Source organism: Caloramator sp. E03, from assembly GCF_006016075.1.
GTDB lineage: Bacteria > Bacillota > Clostridia > Clostridiales > Caloramatoraceae > Caloramator_B.
The window spans coordinates 1153375-1176415 of the sequence record NZ_CP040093.1 but is presented as its reverse complement, the minus strand read 5'-3'; the positions used below and the strand labels follow the sequence as shown (position 1 = coordinate 1176415).

Genomic DNA, 23041 nt, shown 5'->3' with positions numbered 1-23041 from the left:
TATAATGGATGATTTAACATTTATAGAAAAACAATTTCCAATATCAAAACTTTCAAAGGAAAGCTATAAGGAAAGAAAGGCAAATTTAGGGCAAACACTAACTGGCCTTGGCAAATGGTGGGGAAGAAAGCCCCTTATACTTGTAAGAGCAACGCTTCTTGGGCTTTTAATGCCTTCAACAGATAACCCTAAAAAGGATAGGGAAATATTTTTGAAAATACTTACAATGGATGATAAGGGATTAGAATTAAGAAAGGATAAATCAATTCCAGCCTCTGAAGTATACAGATACTTAACTTTAAATGAGAGAAACAGGTATTTTACTGAAGAAGCAGGGAAAATACAGTACATAAAAGGCTTATCAAATGATGAAAAATATATTGCTCAAAGCCTTGCCTTTAAAAGGATGAGCTACGATGAAAAATTAAAATACTGTAAAAGGCCTGAGGAGGTTGAACTTAAAGACAAAAAGGAATGGGATGTTATAAATGAGCACCTTGGGACAAAGGCATACACTCTTCAGGAGCTTGTAAAACAGCTTGGGGAGAAAAGATTTGGAAAGGTTCCAACTGTTGGAGACTGCTTTGCAGGGGGAGGAAGCATTCCCTTTGAAGCAGCAAGAATGGGATTTGATGTATATGCCTCAGATTTAAACCCAATTGCAATGCTTTTAACATGGTCATCCCTTAATATATTAGGAAGTTCACAGGATGAAATAGAAAAGTTAAAGGAATTTCAAGAAAGAGTTTATAAAATGGCTGATGAAATAATAACAAAGTGGGGTATAGAGCATAATGAAAAAGGGCATAGGGCAAATGCATATCTATATTGCAATGAGACTGTATGTCCAGAATGTGGATACAAAGTGCCTCTGTCACCATCCTTTGTTATAGGTAAAGGGACAAAAACAGTTGCAATACTTAAGGATAATGCTTATGGTGGATTTGATATTAAAATAAAGATGAATGCAACAAATGAAGAGATGAAAAGAGCTGAAATAGGAACGGTTGTAGATAGTAAGCTTGTTTGCCCCCATTGTAATATGGAAACTCCTATTACAGCAATAAGAAAGGACAGAAGGCTTGAGGACGGAACAATAATTTACGGTTTAAGAAGATGGGAAAAGAATGAATTCTTGTCAAGTAAAGAGGATGTTTTTAAAGAGAGGCTGTATTGTATAAGGTATGAAGAGGAAAATGGCAATAGATATTATACAGAGCCAACAGTAGAGGATTTAAAAAGAGAAGAGAAGGTAATTGAGCTTTTAAAGGAAAGATTTAATGCATGGCAGGAAAAGGGCTATATTCCAAGCAGTATGATTGAGGAAGGGGATAAAACGGACGAACCAATAAGGACAAGAGGATGGGCATATTGGCATCAGCTGTTTAACCCAAGGCAGCTCCTTGTTCACGGGCTTTTGATGGAGCTTATTGATAAGGAGGCAAAGACAAAGAAGGAGAAGGTTGTTGGGCTGTTGGGGGTGAATAGGTTAGCTAATTTTAACTCAAAAATTTCCAGATGGAATTCAGGAATAGGTGTTGAAAAAGTTGTTGATGTGTTTTCTAATCAAGCTTTAAATACTTTATATAATTATGGAAATAGAGGAATGATAGATGTCATTAATGCCTGGATTTTCACATTAAATTGTTTTGATATTAACTTAAATTCTTGTTTGTATCTTTCAGATGCACGAACAATTAAATCTACCGCTACTTTTTGGCTTACTGATCCCCCTTATGCTGATGCTGTAAACTACCATGAGCTGTCTGAATTTTTCCTTGCATGGGATAAGAAAATGCTCCTTGATGTATTCCCAGACTGGTATGCAGATTCCAAAAGAGCCCTTGCTGTTAAGGGAACAGGAGAAGATTTTAATCAGAGCATGGTTGAAATTTACAAAAACTTAGCAAATAATATGCCGGATAATGGAATGCAAGTCGTAATGTTTACCCATCAGGCAGTAAGTGTATGGGCTGATTTAACATTAATACTTTGGGCTGCAGGGCTTAAAGTTACTGCAGCATGGACAATTGCAACAGAAACAGAATCAGGTGGACTAAAGGATGGGAATTATGTAAAGGGGACTGTTCTTCTTGTATTAAGAAAGCAGCTGTCTGATACAACAGCCTTTATTGATGAACTTTACCCTGAGATTGAAATTGAAGTAAAAAGGCAAATAGACAGCATGAGGGAACTTGATGATAAGGATGATCCTAACTTTAACGATGCAGATTACATTTTAGCAGCATACTCTGCGGCACTTAGAGTTTTAACTTCCTATAAAAAAATAGAAGATATTAATGTAGAATATGAGCTTTCTAAAAAAAGTCAAAGAGGATATGTATCACCAGTTGAAAATATAATAGGTGAGGCTGTAAAAATAGCTTATGACTATTTAACCCCATCAGGATTTGATATATTTACATGGAAAACATTAACCCCACAAGAGAGGTTTTATATAAAGGGCTTAGATTTAGAAAAAAGCGGTGTAAATCAGCTTTCAGTTTATCAGGAAATAGCCAAGGGATTTGGTGTAAAGGAATATAAAAATCTTTTGCAAAGTACAAAGGCAAATAATGCAAGGCTTAAAACTGCCCTTGAATTTGGAATGAAAAATATAGGTACAAGCGATAATTTCAGCAATTCCCTTTTAAGAAATGTTTTTGCTGCCCTGCATCAGTCAATAAAAGAAGAAAATACAATGCAGGGTAGAAACTGGCTTAAAAATGAACTTTCAAATTATTACTGGAGCCAAAGAAGTACAATAATAAATATACTTGAATTTATTGCTACATTTGAACATATAGAAAATATGAAGCATTGGCAGGAGGAAGCAAAATATTCAAAGCTTTTAATAGAATTAATAAGACATGACGGGGTATAATGGGGTGGTATTTTGATTTACAGATATTCATCAAGAAGACAAAAATTAGATAAGGCATTTTTAGATGAAAAGTTAAGAGGAGCATTGGCTTATGATAGAATAGCGGGCTATTTCAGCTCCTCTATTTTTGAAATAGCAGGTGAGGCTTTAGAGTCAGTAGAAGGGAAAATCCGTGTTGTTTGTAATTCAGAGCTTTCAATAGAGGATGTAAAAACGGCAAAGGCAGCAAAGGAAGCACAAAGAAGAGAATGGTGTGAGAGTGAGCCTGAAAAAAAGTTTGTAAATGCTCATGAAAGGCTTAACAAGCTTTATAATCTATTAAAATCAGGGAAGATGGAGATTAAAGTTATACCCAATGATGTTTTTGGGCTTATACATGGAAAGGCTGGGGTAATAACTTTAAAGGATGGAAGGAAAACATCGTTTATAGGGAGTGTAAATGAAACAAGCAATGCATGGAAATTAAACTATGAGCTATTATGGGAAGACGATTCAAAGGAAGCAGTTGATTGGGTTCAGGAGGAATTTGATTTTTTCTTTAATAGTAAATATGCAGTACCATTGTCGGATTTTATAATTGAAGATATAAAAAGGTTGTCTCAAAGAAAAGTTATATATTCAATTGATGAGTGGAGAAAGGATGCAGACATAGCGTCAACTGTTATAGAATCTCCTGTTTATAGAAGGGAGCTTGGACTTTGGGAACATCAAAAGTATTTTATAAGCCTTGCCTTTGAAGACCATAAAAAATTATACGGGGCAAGATATGTACTTGCGGATATGGTTGGGCTTGGTAAAACTATTCAGCTTGCAATGGCTGCACAGCTTATGGCCTTATATGGGGACAAACCTATACTTATTATAGTGCCAAAAACTTTGCTATGGCAGTGGCAGGATGAGATAAGCAGCCTTCTTGATATGCCATCGGCTGTTTGGAATGGGAAAGAGTGGATTGATGAAAATGGGCTTAAATATCCTTCAAATGGAGATATAAGCATAAAAAAGTGTCCAAGAAGAATAGGAATTATATCCCAAGGGCTTATTACAGCTAATTCACCTGTTTCAGATTATTTGTTATCAATGGACTATGAATGTGTAATAGTTGATGAAGCACACAGGGCAAGAAGAAAAAAGTATAATCAGGGGAATGATGAAGGAAGAGCTCCTTTATATAATCAAAACAATCTTATGAAATTTTTAATGGATATATCTAAAAAAACAAAGAGCATGCTTTTGGCAACTGCAACACCTGTGCAGCTATACCCCATTGAAGCTTGGGATTTACTTGAAATATTATCACAGAAAAACGACAGCGTTTTAGGAAGCAGCTTTAGCAGGTGGAGAACCCAGACAGGGAAGGCTCTAAATTTGCTGCTTGGGAAAGAAAAATTTGATGAATTTGATTTGAGCATAATAGATTGGATAAGGGATCCATTCCCTCCAGAGAATGAAGAAGAGATAAACTTTGGCATTATAAGAAAACGTGCTTGGATGAGGGATGAGGATTTTGTACTTTCAACAGATGCAATAAATTCTCTTCCTGTGCCTGATTATAGAAGGCTTGGAAGAATTGCAAACAATAATTTTATTCAATTTTATAATCCTTTTATAAGGCATATAGTAAGAAGAACAAGAGATTTTTTGGAAAACACTATAAACCCTGAAACAAATGAGCCTTATTTAAAGAAAGTAGAGGTAAAGTTATTTGGGGAAAGTGAAAATGAGGCAATAGTTTTGCCGCCTTATCTTAAAAAAGCCTATGGATATGCTGAGCAATTTAGTTTATTGCTTCAAAAGAGGATAAAAGGAGGAGGATTTTTAAAAACTCTCCTTTTAAAAAGAGTTGGAAGTACAATAGTTGCAGGCAAAAACACAGCAGAGAAAATGCTTAATAATTGGAATATGTTAAAAGATCAGGAGGACTATGAAGAAGATGTTGAAAAAATAGATGAAGAAAAAGAGGGAATTAATAATTTAAGCATGGAAGAAGAGGATTGCTTAAGAAATTTTATTGAATGTTTAAACAGCAATCAATCAAAGGATCCAAAATATGAGCTGACTTTAAAGCTACTTATTGATGAAAAGTGGATAGATAGAGGGTGTATTATATTTTCCCAGTATTATGATTCTGCATATTTTGTGGCAGAAAATCTGTCAAAGGATTTAAAAAGTGAAAAGATAGGCCTTTATGCAGGGGGAGATAAATCAGGTTTATTTTTTGGAGGTATTTTTGAAAAAAAGGCTAAGGAAGAATTAAAAAGTATGGTAAGGCATCATGAGTTAAGAATACTTGTTGGAACAGATGCAGCAAGTGAAGGATTAAACCTTCAAACACTCGGCAGCCTTATTAACCTTGACCTTCCTTGGAATCCTACAAGGCTTGAGCAAAGAAAAGGAAGGATACAAAGAATAGGGCAGATATATGATGAGGTATATATTTACAACATGAGGTATAAGGATTCTGTTGAGGACAGAGTGCACGAACTTTTGTCATCAAGGCTTGAAAATATACGAAATCTGTTTGGACAAATTCCCGATGTTTTGGAGGATGTTTGGGTTAAGGTGGCATTAAACGAAATTGAGGAGGCAAAGCATATAATAGATGCGGTGCCAAAGCAGCATCCCTTTGAACTGCGGTACAACCAAGTTAAAAAGATAAATTGGGAGAGCTGTGCTAACGTTTTAGACAGCAGCGAAAAGAAAAAGTGCCTCATGCAAGGCTGGAAATAGGACAACCTAAGGGACGGTTACTTACTATTTTACCTATTCTTATAATTAGTTATAAGGCATCTTGAAGGACAAAAGCAGCATTCCTAAAACCCCCTTTAACAATCAGTTGCCGTACCCAGAACCCATATAAGAGGTCATAGGAAGGCAGTTACTTAATATTTTATGTTTATACCAAATGTTGTTATGAGAATCTTTTAATTGGAATATATGAAAAGTAAATAATAAATTTTATTAAGATATGAAGATGTTATATAAATGTATACATAATAAGTAACAAGTCATGACTAATCAATAGCCATAACGACGGCATGAAAAAATTTGTCACTTGTCAACTGGATGGCGCTTTTTTCCTCTATTCTCCATCTCCGGTGCCAGGCACCAAGGATGGAGAAAACTTTTTCACACTAACCGTCCCTCTGATTTTTAAGTATTATAATAGGAAAAAATAGGTAAAATATTAATTGTTTAAACTAACCAAATAAGGATAAAATTTTTTATAGTTAAAAATATTAAAAGGAGGACATTTTATGCCTGATATAAAGTTTGATATAAAAAAGAATATTGGAGTTTTATCGGAATCTTCAAAGGGCTGGAAGAAGGAATTGAATTTGGTTTCCTGGAATGATAAAGAGCCTAAGTATGATTTAAGGGAATGGGACATGGAGCATAAAAATATGAGCAAGGGAGTTACTTTAACACTTGAAGAGATTAAAAAGCTGAAGGAAATTTTAAATGGTATGGATATATAAATAAAAATTCTTGAAGGGGATGGGTTTATGGTAGATAGAAATAATATTGACGATGTTTTTAAAGTCATAAATGATGACTTCGATTGGATGATTGAGGATATGACGCAATATAATAATATAGTGAAGGAGAAAATTCATCAATATATTAATCAAGATTGTTTTGATGATGCTGATGATTATAAAGAAAAATATAAAGATATGAAAAAGCTTATAGAAAAAGTTATGAATTTAAAAAGTGAATTTATCTCATTATGTATTGATGATGAAAAAAATAACAACAAAATCACAGAAGACAATTATGATGATTTAATGGATTGGACGGATACTAATCCTGAAGAAGTTTTATTATTTGGAGATAAATATAAAATAAATTCCTGGAGAGAAGTACTTCTTTTGGTAGTAGAAGAAATAGGGAAAAAGAATAAACAATTTATTAATAATATTGATGAGAAAGAGGAGTTTAAAGGACGTACGAGAATATATTTTTCCTATGATGAATCACAAATAGAAAAAAGATTTTATAAAAAATTACCTAATGGTTTATATGTTATGGTAAATGCTAGTGCAAATTCTATAGTTTCTTTATGCAGAAAATTATTAAGAACTGCAGGCTTTACTGATAAAGATTTGAAAATAAAAGTTAATCAAGAAAATAAAAATAGCATGATAGAAGAAATTAAAGTGGATAATGAATCAGGATTAGGAATAATTAAATTACCTAAAAAATATGGCAGTATTTCAATAGATAAAGAAATCTTTAAAAATATTGTTTATAGCATATTAAAAAGAAAAGAAGAGTATGGAACAGAGTATATTGAACCAAGAAAAATTGAAAGTAAATTTGACAATGTAATTATAAGCAGAACCAATTATACAACTTCCTATCATGTAATAATTAATATTATAAATTACTTAAAAGATTTTCATTTGCTTGATAATTATAATGGGACTAAAAAAGGAAAATATAAAGTTGTAGATGATGAATCGTTAAAGATGTGGATTGATAATAATATTTTGAGGTAACATTAGTTATTAATATATAATATCAAATACATAAGGTATACATTAAAGCCTTGATGAGATAAATATTTTATAAAATATACTTAAAGCCTCTTCCTATAAAAATAGGGAAAGAGGCTTTTTGCGTGCACTCAACATGGCCGACAGCTTGGTAGTGGAAACTACTAATCATAACAAGGGCGTTCATCGTGATAGGGAACTGAAGGAAGCCAAAGGTAAAGTCCCAACTCAATGAGACAACCCCAGGGACAGTTACTTATTATTTAAAATATCCTTACTAATTATTTACGGGGTATCTTTTAGTAGCAATATGTGAGAATGATAAAATATAAATTTTAAGATAAAAGAACAATATACACATTTTTAGAGATAATAAGTAACCGTCCCTAGATTTTACTCTTCTCCATTTCCGGTGCCAGGCACCAAGGATGGAGAAAACTTTTTTACACTAACCGTCCCAAAATCTTATAAATGTTTTTGTTTGACAAATAGTCATTAACCGTCCCTATGCATCATATTTTTTATTAAAGCTATTTTGGGAGATAGTGTATGAATAAAAATATTGTACCTTATCAGAGGGATAATCCTACAGATGAAGAAAGATTTTTGCAGTTAAAGTATCTTTTGAATCAGTCGGGAAGAGAGGAAGATTTTTGCAATATAATAGAATTGTTAAGTCCCCCAAAGGATATTGAAACTATTGTACCTAAAGGATGCGGGAAGGGCGTTTCTGTTGCTGTAATTGGAGCTGGGCTTTCGGGATTATGTGCTGCCTATGAACTTAGAAAAATAGGATGTGATATTACTATATTTGAGGCTTCAAATAGAATAGGAGGCAGGGTAAATACAGTATATTTCGATAGAGAAAAGCAGTATTTTGGTGAGCTTGGAGCAATGAGAATAGGGGTATCCCATGAGACAACATGGCATTATATAAATCATTTTAAGCTTAAAACAAGACCCTTTGCTTCAAAAAATATAAATGGTCTATTTTATATAAGAGGAAGTTATGCAAGGAATGATCCACAGGGAAAAAGCGTTGAAGAAAATATATATCCAAAATATAATTTAACTGAAGAGGAGAGAGAAACTCCGTGGCAAAAATTATCAGAAAAAATTGTAAATAAGTATTTGAATAGTCTTTCGCCAAACATTAGAAGAGAGCTTATTGAGATTAAAAAAAATTATTCAGAGCCTATTAAAAATATAGATAGTATGACCTTAAGAAGGGCCTATGAAAATCTTAGATTGAGTCAGGATGCAATTGCTATGATAGGCTTTCTTTCAGCCTTTGAAGAGAGTTTTTTAAATATAGGTCTTACTGAAATACTTCAGGAAGCATATACTGCGGATTTTGGATTTACTTACTATATTGATGAAGGCATGATAAAGCTTGCAGAAAAATTCTATATGGAATTGAATAATCAAAATTGTGGAAGGGTAGACTTTAGATTTAATAGTCCTGTTGATGGAATTTATAAAGATGACAGAGGCAAAATAATACTTGAAATTAGAGAAGGCTGTAAAAATAAATATTTTAATGACTTTGATGTGGTAATTTGTGCAATACCTTTTTCAAGCCTTAGAAGAGTTAATGTTGCTCCGCCCTTTAGCGTTTTAAAATCTCAGGCAATAGCGGAATTAAACTATGGATATGCCCAAAAGACTCTGCTGTTTCTAAAAGAAAGGTTTTGGGAATATGGAGGGGAGGATAAAAGAATAGTTGGAGGAAGTTCCCTTACAGATTTAATTCCAATTTCTATATTCTATCCTTCAGATAATTCAGTACCTATTGAAGGAGTGTATAATGGATGGACGTTTAAAGGTGGTTTCCCTTCAAAAAAGCCAGGCGTTCTGCTTGCATCATACAATTGGGGAAATAATGCATTAAGGCTTGGAAATGAAAATTATTGTCTTAGATTAGATGATGTTGTTGAAAGCGTTGAAAGGGTTCATAAACTTTATAGGGGATATATTTATAGAAATCTTTTATCATGGCAGAGCATTTCATGGGTAAATATTGATTATATATGGGGTGGAGGGTGCCTTCCCTTCCCTGGCCAGAAAATTTTATTCTCCTATGAAATAACAAGACCAGAGATGGATAACAGGGTATTTTTTGCAGGGGAGCATATTTCGCAAAAACACCTTTGGATGCAGGGGGCACTTCAAAGTGGCATGATAGCAGCAAATGAAGCAGCAAAATTCATTAGTAAAAATAACATAAGGCATAATAAGTAAAACTTTTTTATTTGCAGAATTAAAGGAAATAGCTGTAAGAGACTATCTTAATGGTATAGGATATCAAGTATATATCTGTAAAAATATGGTATTAGAGCAACTGCTCAATTACAGAGATGGATTTTCAGGTATAATAGTCATGAGGAGCTAAAAGCTTCTAGAACAGAAGGAATGCTAATCATGACTAATGCAAGAAAAACCACTGTCTGCTTGACAGGGAGCAGTTAAGAAAAAATCTTCCTGAAAGTGAGAATTTTTATTGACAATAATAAATAATACTACTGAAGATTTTATGGAGGACAGTATGGATGCTTTTATACTTATGACAAGAGTACCTATTGAGGGTGAAGCTAAAACAAGGCTTATAGGGAATTTATCTAAAAAGGAATGTGCAAACCTTCAGCTTAATTTTTTAAAGGATATTATAAGCCTTTTTGATTATGTAAAAAATTATGCAGATATATTTATTACCTACACTCCTGAGGATAAATTTAAAATAATTAGGGATATAATTCCTTACTATGTTATTCCTTTTCCGCAAAAAGGAATAAGCCTTGGGGAGAGGATGAAATATGCCTTTGAATATGTTTTAAGTAAACATTATGACAGAGTGGTTCTTATGGGCTCAGATATACCTATGGTAAAATATAATCATATAATTGATGCTTTCAAAGCTCTTTATAATAATGATGTTGTAATAGGTCCTACCTTTGACGGGGGGTATTATCTTTTAGGTATGAAAAGGCTATATAAAAGTCTTTTTGATGATAGCGTAAAATGGGGAGGAGAAAGCGTATTTGAAAGAACTGTAAATATTGCAAGGGAAAACAATTTAAATGTATCAATAGCCCAAAAAAACAGAGATATAGACACCTATGAAGATTTAATCTATCTTGCTGAAAATATTAGTAATTGTAAAAAAGCAGGGCAGCCTTATCCTTATAACACAGGTAAATTTTTAGAAAAGATTGGGGTAATATAAATGCTTAAAGATAAGATTTATGATGATGTTTATAGATATATAAAAGAAAATAGAAAAGATTTTAAAATAGATTTAAGTGAAGATTTTCAGCTTGAATTTCTTGCTCAGGGAGAATACAATATAAATTTTATAATTAAGGATAAAGTCAATAAGTATGTTTTTAGAATAAACACTAAAAGCCAGCTTGAAATAGAAAATCAGATAAGATATGAATATAATGCCCTAAAAGCTTTAGAGAAAACCAGTGTTACGCCTAAGGTTTATTTTGTTGATGATAGTAAGTTGAAATTAAATTATGGAATACTTATAATGGAATTTTTAGAAGGAAGGCCTTTACAATATAGCAATGATTTAGAAAAAGCAGTATATATATTTTCTAAAATTCATACTTTAAAAAGCGATGAGGTAAGTAAAAAAATTTTTATAATTGAGGAAAACTTGTTTACTGAAAGAATAAAGGAAGCTCAAAGGCTTTTAAAGGAATTCTTTATATCTTCACTTGTTGATGACAAATTAAAGGTATTTTTTAATAAGTTTTTAGACTGGGCAGAAAAAAATAGACATAAGGAAAAATATTATATAGATAATAAACTTCATGTTATTAATAATACTGAGGTTAACTCCAACAATTTTATAATAGGAAAGGATAAGAGCTACCTTATAGATTGGGAAAAGCCTGTAATAAGCGATCCGTGCCAAGATTTAACACAATTTATTGCTATAACTACAACCCTTTGGAAGGCTGATTACATATTAAGCGTGGAAGAGAAAAATAATTTTTTTAATTTTTATATTGAAAGAACGGGTTATAAGGATATTAAAGAGAGGGTATATTTATATCAGCCCTATCTTTATTTGAGAGCTCTTTCCTGGTGTGCTTATGCCTATTTAGAGTATTTAAAACCCGATAAAGAAATAAAAAACGAGGATACTTTTAAAAAGATTAAAAGCTATCTTGATATCAGCTTTATGAAGGAAATTTTAAAAGAACATGTAGATTTTAAATTCATATAGATATTATGAATAGTTAATAGATGAAGTATAAAGTTTATCTATTAGCATTCACCCTCGGTTATACATTATAATTTTGCCGTTGGACAAAATAAATATCGAGGTGATAAAATGGCAAAAAACATTAAAAAACCTTTAGCTTTATTCATGGTACTTTTAATTGCTTTATTTTCAGCAGTTTCATGTACTAAAAAGGAAAGTCAGAACCAGGCTCAAAATCAAAACCAAGCTCAGACTACACAGAGCGGACTTATGAAAATTTTAAAAACAGAAGATGTTAAAAGCAAATTAAACGATAGCAGCTATGTATTAGTTGATACAAGAATTAATGATGCGTTTAATGGCTGGAAGCTTGATGGAGTTAAAAGAGGAGGGCACATTCCTAATGCAGTAGATTTTTCAGCGAATTGGCTTAAGGTTGATGCAAAGGATAAGGATAAGACATTAGATGAAGCATTAAAAACAAAAAATATCTTAGCTGACAAAAACATAATTTTATATGATGCTAACGGCAAGGATGCAGAGGAAGTTGCAAAATATTTAAGTGCTAAGGGATATAAGAATCTATATTACTATGATATAAAGCAGTGGGCAGCGGATGATTCCCTTCCACTTGAAAAGTTTAAAAATTATCATTTAATTGTTCCTGCTGCTATTGTAAAGGATATTATAGACGGTAAAAAACCTGAAACCTTTGAAGATGCAGGAACTATTAAAATAGTTGAGGCAAGCTGGGGAGAGGAGAAGGACTCTTATGCTAAGGGCCATGTTCCAACAAGCTTCCATATAAATACAGACAATGTTGAGCCACCTCCAGCATGGATGCTTGCAAGTGATAAACAGCTTGCTAAATTTGCTGTTGACTATGGCTTTACAAAGGATGATACAGTTATAGTAACTGGTGAAAATCCAATGGCAGCTTATCGTGTTGCAGTAGTTTTAAGATACATAGGCGTAAAAGACGTTAGAGTATTAAATGGTGGTCTTCTATCTTGGAAACTTGCAGGCTATGAAGTTGAAACAAAGAGCAACAAGATAGTTCCTGTAAGCGATTTTGGTGCTCCTATCCCAGGAAGACCAGAGCTTATAGATACAATAGATGAAGTTAAAGCAGGAATGAAAAAACCAAATGAGTTTATGCTTGTTGACAACAGAACTTGGGATGAATATATAGGAAAGAGCTCAGGATACAGCTATCACCATAAAAAAGGACGTATACCAGGTGCTGTGTACGGCTATGCAGGTATTGGAGATTCAAATTCCCTTCAATACTATAGAAACATAGATGGGACTATGAGAAATGGAAATGAGATATTGAATCTCTGGAAGAGTGCAGGAATAGATACAAGCAAACACCTTTCCCTTTACTGTGGAAGCGGATGGAGAGTTTCAGAGATTATGACCTATGTAAATGTATTAGGACTTGATAACGTAGCAATTTACAGCAATGGATGGATAGAATGGAGTAATAAGAACAATGCCTTTGAAACAGGAGAACCAAAGAAATAATTTAAATAAAATATTTTTCCTTTTAATACATTCAATACAAATACTTTTGATTTTTGCATTATCTATATTAAGCTATCTGTCAGATAAAAAAGCAGGAGTCAATCATCATATGATTTATATGAGCTATAAATATAAAGAGGGTATATATTCCCCCTTAAGTCTTAAAATACAAAGCATAATAATTGTTTTGATTGTAATACTTTTACTGCAAAGTTTATTAAAGAGCAGAAGAAGGCTTATAAAAGAAGCTTTTTCATTTAATAATATGATGGCTATAATAATAGGGGTATTTCTGCTACTTATAATAAATTTTAGTTTCTTTAAAAGCATGATAGCTTATGTATATTTTGTAATGGTATTTGAAATAGTATTTGCTTTACAGATATTAATAATCTTAATAAATAAAATGCTAGGAAATTCCTAGCATTTTATTTTTACCTTAAGCTTTTCAACATCTATTTTCTTTTTTATGAAATATGATGAAATGAATAGAATTAAAAGTAGTGCTATAGAAATATAAAATTCAATTGACATAGGAGATGAGGATTTTTCACCAAGATTAACATACACATAAACACCAGGTATTATTCCAATTAAAGTTGCTATAATAAAATCCTTATATTTTATCTTTGAAAGTCCGGCTCCATAACTTATTACATCAAAGGGCAAAAGAGGAATAAGCCTTAATACTAATATTATTAAAAAACCGTTTTTACTAAGGCCCTCTTCAAAATAATTAATTTCCTTTTTGATAATTTTTTTAATTGCCTCTTTTCCAAGAAGCCTTGAAATATAAAAGGAAAGTGTTGCACCGCAAAGAGCCCCTATCATTGTTAAAATAAAGCCCTTGTAAAGCCCAAAAACAAGCCCTGAGGCAATAGCAAGAATAGAATCGGGGAAAAGGGTTAGAGGAACTAATGTAAATAGTATAATATAAATAACTGGAGATAGAATACCAAAGGAGCTTATATACTCTTTAAACTGCTGGGGTGATTTTATAGCAAATACATCTAATTTATTTAGTATAAATATTGAAGATATTAATAATATAAAAGCTGCTGCATATACTAACTTCTTCTTTTTTTCATTCATATTTTAATCTTCCTTCCCTTTTATCGAATTTAAAATAAGATTTTTGCATATAAACCTGTTTTTCCAGCCCTTAAGTGGGCTTAAGGGCTTTAAATTATATTTTAATTTTCCTTTTCCATCATAAAAAATCAAATCGAGAATATGAATTGATTTTTTGTAAGGTAAAGCAAAAGAATTAACACAGGTTGCACAGTAGGAAAGTATTACTTCAGAGCTTGCCATTGAGGCCCTTTTAAAAACCTGCTTTTTAAACAAATCTTTATTAGTTACCCCTATCATTCCTCCGTTTCCACAGCAAAGTGTTTTATCTTTAGAATAGGAAAACTCTTCATATTCATATCCTAAATTTAATAGTATATCTCTTATTGCTTTGTGTATTTGAGGGTAGCCTCTTGTAGGGCAAGGATCATGAAGGGCAAAATTTTCAATATCCTCTGCCCTTTTAAAATCTTTAATTCCATTTTTGGCTATGACTTCCCAAATTGATATTACTTTTAAATCTTTGCTGTTTTCTAATATTGTATTATAGCATGAGGGACAGGCAGTTATTATATTTTTAGCCCCCATAATTTCTATATCTTTAATCAAAAGGGAATAATATTTATTGAAAAGCTCCTTTTGTCCCATAGAATGGGTAGGATTCCCACAGCACTTTAATAATATCCCTATATCGTTATTATAAACTTTTTTTAAATAGTTGTAGGTTTTAATTATAAGATTAGGGTTATATGATGATAGGCTGCACCCTGGAAGAAATACATTATTAAATTTTTTATTTAGTGAATTTGATGATGCAGTAAATATTTTTGAAAAACTATTTTTCTGATGATACTTTATTGTGCTGTATCCTTTAACAGGGGGAATGCCTTTATTATCCTCACAAAGTGCACTTCTTAGGGATAAAAATATTTTATCAAGAGGTATTTTAGAAGGACAAACATTAAAACAATAGCCACATTGCGTACATGAAAAGGGAATTTCTGCTTTTAAGGGTTTATCTTCAGAAATGTCCTTAAATAAATTTAAGGGTGATGTACAGTATTCATTCAGCATGGGGCATCCCTTCATGCATAATCTGCAGTCTAAGCATTTGTTTTTAATATCCTTAGCTGTTTTATCACAAAGCATATTATATTTTTTTCCCATTTTATACTCCTTATCTTATATCTTTGTATATAGATGCTATTTTTTCTATTGGTACATTTAAAATATATAAAAGCTTTATATACTGCATTAATAAAAAGGTTTTAAAAGGTCCACCTTCAATAAACCTTCTTGCTGATGTTCCTATCTTATCCTTTAAAACAACTGTATTTGCTCTCTTTTTAAGCCTCATTGACAGCTCAAAGTCTTCCATTAATGGTATATCTTTATAGCCTCCAATATCTTCAAATACACTTCTTTTAATAAATATCCCTTGATCTCCAAAATAAAGTTTTAAATACTTTGCCCTTAAGTTTGATGTGTAGGATATATATTTTAAAAAAGGGGAGCTGTAATCATAAAAATATAAAGAAAAGCATCCCGCGTCATAACCTTTACTTATTGCTTTTTCGATGCTTTCAATTGAGCCTTCTGATATTTTGGAATCACAGTGTAAAAACCAAAGTATTTCCCCCTTTGAAATTAAGGCTCCATTGTTCATCTGCTTAGCTCTTCCCTTTGGGGAGGATATAACCTTTGCATACTTTGAAGCTATTAAGACAGTGTTATCTGTACTTCCCCCGTCTACAACAATTATTTCCTTTGAAATTTCTAAATTATTTAGCTGTATTAATATTTTTTCAATATTTTTTTCTTCGTTTAATACTGGGATTATTATAGATACCATATTTGACACCATGCTTTTTATTTTTAGTATTAAGATTATAATATAAATTTAGTTATTTGATATATCATTATTTGATTATTAAATAGTATAAGCAGTAATCATTTGCAATACAAATAGTTATTGCTGCATATATACTGTTTATAGATAATAATTATGTTAACAGGTGTTATGGGAGGTTGTAAAATGCATAGAATAATTTATGATTGCGACAATACCATGGGGCTTTTAGGTAAAGATGTTGATGACGGGCTTACTTTATTATATCTTTTAGGATGTGAAGATGTAATATTGGAGGGAGTTACCTTAACCCATGGAAATAGCTCAACAAAGGAAGTTTATGATAATACAGTCAGAATGTTTAATGCTTTAGGCATAAAAAATATACCAATTTATAAAGGGAATGATACAATTTGTGATAAAGTATCTGATGCTGCAATATATCTTGCAGATATGGCAAGAAAATATAAAGGTGAAATAACACTTCTTGCAACAGGTTCAATGACAAATCTATATGAAGCATATCTTTATGATAATGAGTTTTATAAAAATCTTAAAAATATAGTTATAATGGGAGGGGTTATTGAGCCTTTAATAATTTCCGGTGTTAAAATCGATGAGTTAAATCTTTCCTGCGATTATAAAGCCTCTTTAAGCGTTTTAACTTCCAATGCGGATATTACTATTTTAACAGGAAATACATGCCTTCAGGCTTTGTTTGGTGAAGAAGAGATAGAAAGGTTAATAGATATAAAGGGAGATAAAGTAATAGATTTTATTAATGAAAATATTAAGGGATGGTATGAATTAATCTATAAAAGCTTTGGATTTAAGGGATTTTGCAACTGGGATTGTGCAGCAGCACTTTATATAACCAATCCAGAACTTTATGAAACTAAAACTTTTAATATATATCCTCAATTAGAGGAATTAAAAAATGGATTTATAAATATAAAAAGTGATGGAGATAATGGATATTTTGTAAGAATTCCATTAAAAATTAAGGATTTAAAAAAGTTTAATGATATATTAATTAAGAGCTGGTGTAATATTAAAAACTTATAAATATGGGGTTGAATGAATGAAGAAGAATAGTATTATTAAAATATTGATTTTAATTATTGCTGTATCAATTTTTTTGCTTGTCCCCTCATTTCAAGGAGCAGTTAAGCATGCTATTTTAATTTTGAGCACATTTAATGTAAATGCTGTAAAGGAATATATTTTATCCTTTGGAATATGGGCACCTATAGTTTCATTTTTGCTTATGGTTTTTCAATCTATAGCAGCCCCCCTGCCAGCCTTTGTTATAACCTTTGCCAATGCAGCTTTATTTGGATGGGTTAAAGGTGCAATATTATCTTGGTCAAGTGCAATGGCAGGAGCAGCTCTTTGTTTTTATATTGCAAGGTTTTACGGAAGGGATGCAGTTGAAAAGTTAACGAGCAGATTTGCCCTTGAAAGCGTAGATGTTTTTTTTGAAAAATACGGTAAATATGCGGTTCTTGTTGCAAGGCTTCTCCCCTTTGTAAGCTTTGATATAGTAAGCTATGCAGCAGGCCTTACAACTATGGATTTTTTGTCCTTTTTTATTGCAACAGGAATAGGACAGCTTCCAGCTACAATAGTTTATTCCTATGTGGGAGGAATGCTTACAGGAAGTGTTAAAACCTTTGTTTTTGGGCTTATGATATTGTTTGCATTTAGCATTATTATATTCGTTGCTAAAAAAATCTGGAATGAGAAAAATAATAAATAAATTGACTGTATAACTTTATAAAGAAAATATTTTATCTTCGTTTATATATTTTGTCAGAATTTCATAGTGCTTTTTCATGATTTTTTCTTGAAGATTAGAAGGATATGATAAAACTCCGTCCTTAAGGCTGTAATCATCACAAAAAAGCAGTGAATTAGGCCTTATTTTTTCTATTCTTTTGAAAAAATCCTTAGACATTCTAAAAAATCCATAGCCTATATCTAAAATATCATTTGGGTTTATTTGAGAAAACAGATAATTGTAAAAAGGTTCATAAAAAGAGTCAACATCAGGACCTACAAATATTGGGTCAAGACATATTCTGACTTTAAAGCCCATTGATATTGCAGTTTTTGCAGCCTTTATCCTTGCATCTAATGATGGAGTGCTTCTCTCATACTTTTTTATTATCTCATCAGGAGAGAGGGTAAAGGCTACAATAAGGTTGTCTATTGCTTTATGGGTTTTATAAAAACTCTCGTTAGCACTTTTAGTTCTTACTTCAACTAAAAGGTTTGGTAAAGATTTAAAAAAATCATAGAAGTAGTCTAAATAAGGTACTATGTTGTGAAAAGCTATTAAATCCGTATCATAAGAGGCTGCAAGAAAAACAGATTCTTTTGAAGTTATATATTTAATTTCTGATTTAAAATCTTCAATGTTTACAAAGGCTACAATATTAGAAGAGGGATACATTCCCTGAAGATAGCAGTATTCGCAGTCGAATATGCAGTTTAGCAAAAAGGATGTGTAGTAAAAATTAGAATAACCGAAGTTTTGGCATACATCAGGCCCATTGTACACAAAGGGCTTACTTTTTACAGCTAATATAAGGGACTGATTTTGCTTTTGAACAGAAAAATTTTGATTTGTTCGGTTGAAAACATCCTTGTAGTGCTTTATGATTATTAAATTAGAATTACAGTATTTTTCTATAATATTCTTAGTAATAGGATAATTTAAAGCACCCTCTTCTATATAAATAGAATGAAAAAAATATTTATTTGAGTTTTTCAATAATCTGTTCAAAAACTCTCTTCCCTTCTTTTTTAATTTTAACTTCCCTGCATGAAAAATCATTTAAGATATTAAGAGGTTCTAAACCTTTAAGTTTTGATTTTTTTACTTCCTTAAAGAGCATTTTTTTCATTGCCTCTGTAAAGTTAAGGCTTTCACAGAGCAAATTTACTGCTCTTTCTTCCTCTTCAAAAGATATTTTTGATGAATCATTGAGATTTTTAAGTTCATCTATTATTTCAACAATGTAGGGTATATTATTTTTAATATAATCTTTAAGCATTTCCTTATCTAAATCCTTTGGGGTTAAAAAATCAGATATTATTTTTAATATTACAGTATTGTGTGTATATAAAAACTTTTGTCCGGCCTCCATTATGCCTACTGATTCCATATCAAAGAGCATATCTTTATCTTCTTTATAATCTTCTTTAAATATAGGTTTTGATGAGCAGCATAGTGTTTCCTTAGGAATATTTTTACCAAAATAAACGTCAGGATAATAGTCCTTTCCTGTGTCCATATCCTTAACTTTGTTTATTGCAATTAGCTCACCAAGAGCATATTTTAAGCTGTTTGTGCCACAAAATCCTATGTTTATTAGTATATCTTCTTTTTTAGATTTAAAGGTAGATAGAAGATATATAGCTGCCATTGCACTCTTTATTTTCCCAACACCACTTATAACAAGGGCAATATCTGAGTTTTTATATACCTGATAATTATTTATTTTCATGTCTTTCTTTAAAGAGAAATATTCAATTAATGGAGAAGCTTCTAACATCAATGCTGTTACTATAAACACCATAATATGGCATTCCTCCTATCAATATGGTGCCAGGCACCGGAGAATGGAGAAAACATACTTGTATGCATAATAAGTAACCGTCCCTTTCCTATTATGCTCTAAAATATTATAACATATCAAATTAATATGGTGCCAGGCACCGGAGAGTAGAGAAAATATATTTATATGAATAATAAGTAACCGTCCTTCAGAGCCTTTAAAGGTGGATATAATTTGGAGTATAATATTTATGAATACGGTGCCTGAATACGGTGCCAGGCACCGGAGAGTGGAGAAGTATGCAAAGACAGGAGTGATAAAATGAATAGGAAAAAAGTTATTATAGTAATTTTAATGATATCTATTTTAACTTACTTTGGATATAAGCAGATTTATGCAAATAAGGTAAGTGAGAATACATACTATGGAACTGTTGAAGCAGAGACAGTTAATGTTTCATCACAGATACAAGGCAATATAGAAAATATAAATGTTGAGGAAGGACAAACAATAAAAGCAGGTGACATAATAGCAAGTATGGATGATAGTGAAAGTAAAATAAAATTAGATATTTCAAATATATCAAAGGAAAGTGCAAAAAATGAGCTTCAAAATCTTAAAAATGGTACAAGACAAGAAGAAATAAATGTACAGGAGGCTGTAGTAAAACAATTTGAAGCACAAATTAACCAAGGTGAGGTTCTTTTAAAACAAGCAGAAAACAACTTAAATCTTGCAAAAAAGAATTTGGATTATTATAAAAAAGTATATGAAGATAATAAAAGTTTATATGATAATGATGCGATTTCAAAGAGTCAATTGGATTCAATAAAATTTCAATATGATTCAGCCTACATTGGATATGAAAATGCTAAACAGCAAGTTGAATATGCAAAAGCACAGCTTGATTCATTTAAATCCCAGCTTATAGCTGCAAAGGAAAAGTTGAATCTGCTGAAAAACGGTGCCACAGATAACGAAAAACTTTCTGCACAGCTTAATTTAAATCAGGCAGAAAAGTCACAGGAATTATCAAATATAAATTATAATAAAACTGTAATAAAATCTCCTATAAATGGAGTTGTTGAAACAGTAAATTTTAAAAAAGGCGAATTTGTTAATGTTGGAAGTCCTATCGCTACTATTTTAGATATGAATAATCTGTATGTAAACATTTATGTTTCAGAAAAAGATTTAACAAAGATTAAATTAGGTAAGACAGTAAAATTAAAAAGTGATTTTATTAAGGATAAAGAGATAAATGGAAAAATAATTTATATTTCAAATAAAGCAGAGTTTACACCAATGAATATTGTAACTAAGGAAGATAGGACAAAGCTTGTTTTTAAAGTAAAGGTTAAGATTATAGATAGTATTGATTTAGTAAGGGCAGGCATGCTGATGGATGTTTATTTAAATTGAAGGTGATAAAATGGATTATGCAATTTCAATAAAAAACCTGACAAAAAAGTTTGGGAACCTAATCGCAGTAGATAATATATCCTTTGATATACCAAAGGGCAAGATCTTTGGTTTTTTAGGTCCCAATGGCTCAGGAAAATCTACGACAATTAGGATGATATGTGGAGTTTTAACTCCAACGACAGGTACAGGTACAGTTTTAGGATATGATATAAGAAAAGAATCTGAAAAAATAAAGAAAAATATTGGATATATGTCCCAAAAATTTAGCCTATATGAGGATCTAACTGTAGAAGAAAATCTTGATTTTTATGGTAGTATATATCTCTTAAATAAAGATGAGCTTCAACATAGAAAAAAAGAATTAATTGAAATGGCAGGGTTAAAAGGTAAAGAAAAGGTATTAGCAGGGACATTATCAGGTGGATGGAAGCAGAGGCTTGCTTTAGGTTGCTCCCTTATCCACAGACCTAAACTTCTTGTTTTAGATGAGCCAACTGCAGGTGTTGATCCAGTATCAAGAAGGGAATTCTGGAAGCTTGTTCATCAGCTTGTTAATGAGGGCATTACAGCTCTTGTTACAACTCATTACATGGACGAGGCTTCAACATGTGATATAATAGGTTTTATTTATAACAGTAGACTTATAACAATAAATACTCCAGAAGGGTTGTATAAAGAACATGGAATAGACAATCTTGAGGATATATTTATTAAATATGTTAAAGAGCTTTCAAACAAGGATGTTGTTTCTTCCTTTAGAGAGATAAAGTCACTGGGAAATGAGGTTGAGTAATTTGAATCTAAAGAGAATGATTGCTGTAACTAAAAAGGAATTTATTCATATAAAAAGAGATAAGGCAAGCCTTGCTATAGCTATTATAATGCCTGTAATGATGCTTATTCTATTTGGATTTGCAGTTACAAGCGATGTTAAAAATGTAAAGCTTGTGATATATGATGGAGACAAAACGGTAGAAAGCAGAAATCTTATTACTAAATATGCAAATTCTAATTATTTTAAAATATATAAAATGGTTGAGCCCTATAATGAAGTTGAAAAAATAATAGGAGCAGGTGAAGCTAAAGTTGGGCTTGTTATTCCAGATAACTTTGCAAGAGATATAAGAAGAGGTGGAACCTCACAGATCCAAATACTTGTTGATGGTTCTGATCCCTCAGTAGCAAGGACAGCTGCGGCATATTCTGTTATGATTGCAAATGACTATTCTGTTAAAGTTAATGAAGTAGGTTTAAATAGAATGGGGAAAGAATTTGCAGCCTCAGCAGTTGATGCAAGGCCGAGGGTTTTATATAACCCTATGCTTAAAAGTGCATTATTTAATGTACCTGGGATAATAGGGCTGATTCTTCAAAATATAACTGTTATATTGACAGCTTTTTCAATGGTAAGGGAGAGGGAAAGAGGAACGATAGAACAGCTTATTATGACTCCTGTTACTTCTATTGAGCTTATTGTTGGAAAGTTAATTCCATATATTATTATAGGATTTATTGATTTTTTACTTGTTGTTCTTCTTGGATATTTAATATTTTCTGTGGCAGTAAAGGGAAGCATTTTGTTGCTAATATTTTTCGGAATAGTATTTTTAACATCTGCATTAGCAATGGGAATGTTAGTATCAACCTTTGCAAAAACGCAGCTTCAGGCAATGCAGGCAGCTTTTGCAATACTTCTTCCAAGTATACTTCTTTCAGGATTTATATTTCCCAGAGAATCAATGCCTAAAATAATATATTATATTGGAAACGTATTTCCTATAACATATTTTCTTGAGATTTTAAGAGGAATAATAGTTAAAGGTATAGGCATAGACCTTTTATATAAAAATATGATTTCTTTATTTGTGCTGACAGTTCTTATAGTGTTAATAACGATAAAAAAATTCAAAAAGACCATAGATTAAATATCAATATGGTGCCAGGCACCGGAGATTGGAGAAAACTTTTATTGCTGCCTTTACAGGCAGTTTTTTTATAGGACAACTC

Annotated in this window: 19 protein-coding genes; 14 read left to right on the top strand and 5 right to left on the bottom strand. The window is 31.6% G+C overall.

Annotated features, from left to right (window positions below; translation table 11 throughout):
- Nucleotides 1-4 precede the first annotated feature (4 nt).
- The 9 genes from FDN13_RS05915 (at nucleotide 5) to FDN13_RS05875 (ending at nucleotide 13550) form a co-directional block, all read left to right on the top strand.
- Complete coding sequence (locus FDN13_RS05915) at nucleotides 5-2884, top strand: anti-phage-associated DUF1156 domain-containing protein (RefSeq protein WP_138979353.1); 2880 nt, start codon at nucleotides 5-7, stop codon at nucleotides 2882-2884.
- A 12-nt stretch (nucleotides 2885-2896) separates the two neighbouring features.
- Nucleotides 2897-5614 carry a phospholipase D-like domain-containing anti-phage protein gene (locus FDN13_RS05910; RefSeq protein ID WP_138979352.1) on the top strand — a complete coding sequence of 906 codons (2718 nt, stop codon included), beginning with the start codon at nucleotides 2897-2899 and terminating at the stop codon, nucleotides 5612-5614.
- Between the two features lie 527 nt (nucleotides 5615-6141).
- On the top strand, nucleotides 6142-6363 hold the full coding sequence (locus tag FDN13_RS05905; RefSeq protein ID WP_138979351.1) for a YdbC family protein: 222 nt from the start codon (nucleotides 6142-6144) through the stop codon (nucleotides 6361-6363).
- Nucleotides 6364-6390: 27 nt separating this feature from the next.
- Nucleotides 6391-7386 (top strand): hypothetical protein, encoded by a 996-nt coding sequence (locus FDN13_RS05900; protein ID WP_138979350.1) that lies wholly within the window; start codon nucleotides 6391-6393, stop codon nucleotides 7384-7386.
- 546 nt (nucleotides 7387-7932) lie between these two features.
- On the top strand, nucleotides 7933-9624 hold the full coding sequence (locus FDN13_RS05895) for a flavin monoamine oxidase family protein (protein ID WP_138979349.1): 1692 nt from the start codon (nucleotides 7933-7935) through the stop codon (nucleotides 9622-9624).
- Between the two features lie 304 nt (nucleotides 9625-9928).
- On the top strand, nucleotides 9929-10606 hold the full coding sequence (locus FDN13_RS05890; RefSeq protein WP_168190092.1) for a TIGR04282 family arsenosugar biosynthesis glycosyltransferase: 678 nt from the start codon (nucleotides 9929-9931) through the stop codon (nucleotides 10604-10606).
- On the top strand, nucleotides 10607-11620 hold the full coding sequence (locus tag FDN13_RS05885; protein ID WP_138979347.1) for a phosphotransferase: 1014 nt from the start codon (nucleotides 10607-10609) through the stop codon (nucleotides 11618-11620).
- A 108-nt stretch (nucleotides 11621-11728) separates the two neighbouring features.
- Entirely contained in the window at nucleotides 11729-13126 is a 1398-nt protein-coding gene (locus FDN13_RS05880; RefSeq protein WP_168190091.1) for a rhodanese-like domain-containing protein, read from the top strand.
- Nucleotides 13095-13550, top strand: coding sequence for a hypothetical protein (locus FDN13_RS05875; RefSeq protein WP_138979346.1), 456 nt, complete (start codon nucleotides 13095-13097; stop codon nucleotides 13548-13550). The genes FDN13_RS05880 and FDN13_RS05875 overlap by 32 nt, the downstream gene beginning before the upstream one ends.
- On the opposite strand, the gene FDN13_RS05870 is transcribed toward FDN13_RS05875, so the two are convergent.
- From FDN13_RS05870 to FDN13_RS05860, 3 genes are read right to left on the bottom strand one after another with little or no spacing between them, the layout of a single operon-like run.
- Entirely contained in the window at nucleotides 13547-14218 is a 672-nt protein-coding gene (locus tag FDN13_RS05870; RefSeq protein WP_138979345.1) for a TVP38/TMEM64 family protein, read from the bottom strand. The two genes, FDN13_RS05875 and FDN13_RS05870, sit on opposite strands and share 4 nt — an antisense overlap.
- Before the next feature lie 3 nt (nucleotides 14219-14221).
- Entirely contained in the window at nucleotides 14222-15364 is a 1143-nt protein-coding gene (locus FDN13_RS05865) for a (Fe-S)-binding protein (protein WP_138979344.1), read from the bottom strand.
- 10 nt (nucleotides 15365-15374) lie between these two features.
- Nucleotides 15375-16049, bottom strand: a complete 675-nt coding sequence (locus tag FDN13_RS05860; RefSeq protein ID WP_138979343.1) for a TIGR04283 family arsenosugar biosynthesis glycosyltransferase — start codon at nucleotides 16047-16049, stop codon at nucleotides 15375-15377.
- 183 nt (nucleotides 16050-16232) lie between these two features.
- Here FDN13_RS05860 and FDN13_RS05855 point away from each other — a divergent pair, with 183 nt between their 5' ends.
- Complete coding sequence (locus tag FDN13_RS05855; protein WP_138979342.1) at nucleotides 16233-17111, top strand: nucleoside hydrolase; 879 nt, start codon at nucleotides 16233-16235, stop codon at nucleotides 17109-17111.
- A 16-nt stretch (nucleotides 17112-17127) separates the two neighbouring features.
- The gene (locus FDN13_RS05850) at nucleotides 17128-17805 is read left to right on the top strand and encodes a TVP38/TMEM64 family protein (protein ID WP_138979341.1); all 678 of its coding nucleotides are present in this window, start codon (nucleotides 17128-17130) and stop codon (nucleotides 17803-17805) included.
- A 15-nt stretch (nucleotides 17806-17820) separates the two neighbouring features.
- Here FDN13_RS05850 and FDN13_RS05845 read toward each other — a convergent pair whose 3' ends face one another.
- Both FDN13_RS05845 and FDN13_RS05840 read right to left on the bottom strand, forming a co-directional pair.
- Nucleotides 17821-18834, bottom strand: coding sequence for an SPL family radical SAM protein (locus tag FDN13_RS05845; protein WP_138979340.1), 1014 nt, complete (start codon nucleotides 18832-18834; stop codon nucleotides 17821-17823).
- Nucleotides 18806-19630: a 5'-methylthioadenosine/S-adenosylhomocysteine nucleosidase gene (locus tag FDN13_RS05840; RefSeq protein ID WP_138979339.1), complete on the bottom strand. Its 825-nt coding sequence runs from the start codon at nucleotides 19628-19630 to the stop codon at nucleotides 18806-18808. The genes FDN13_RS05845 and FDN13_RS05840 overlap by 29 nt, the downstream gene beginning before the upstream one ends.
- Before the next feature lie 300 nt (nucleotides 19631-19930).
- Here FDN13_RS05840 and FDN13_RS05835 point away from each other — a divergent pair, with 300 nt between their 5' ends.
- The 3 genes from FDN13_RS05835 to FDN13_RS05825 are packed head-to-tail and all read left to right on the top strand — an operon-like array spanning nucleotide 19931 to nucleotide 22959.
- Entirely contained in the window at nucleotides 19931-21031 is a 1101-nt protein-coding gene (locus FDN13_RS05835; protein WP_138979338.1) for an HlyD family secretion protein, read from the top strand.
- 10 nt (nucleotides 21032-21041) lie between these two features.
- The gene (locus FDN13_RS05830; RefSeq protein WP_138979337.1) at nucleotides 21042-21827 is read left to right on the top strand and encodes an ABC transporter ATP-binding protein; all 786 of its coding nucleotides are present in this window, start codon (nucleotides 21042-21044) and stop codon (nucleotides 21825-21827) included.
- A 1-nt stretch (nucleotide 21828) separates the two neighbouring features.
- Nucleotides 21829-22959, top strand: coding sequence for an ABC transporter permease (locus tag FDN13_RS05825; RefSeq protein WP_138979336.1), 1131 nt, complete (start codon nucleotides 21829-21831; stop codon nucleotides 22957-22959).
- Nucleotides 22960-23041 lie beyond the last annotated feature (82 nt).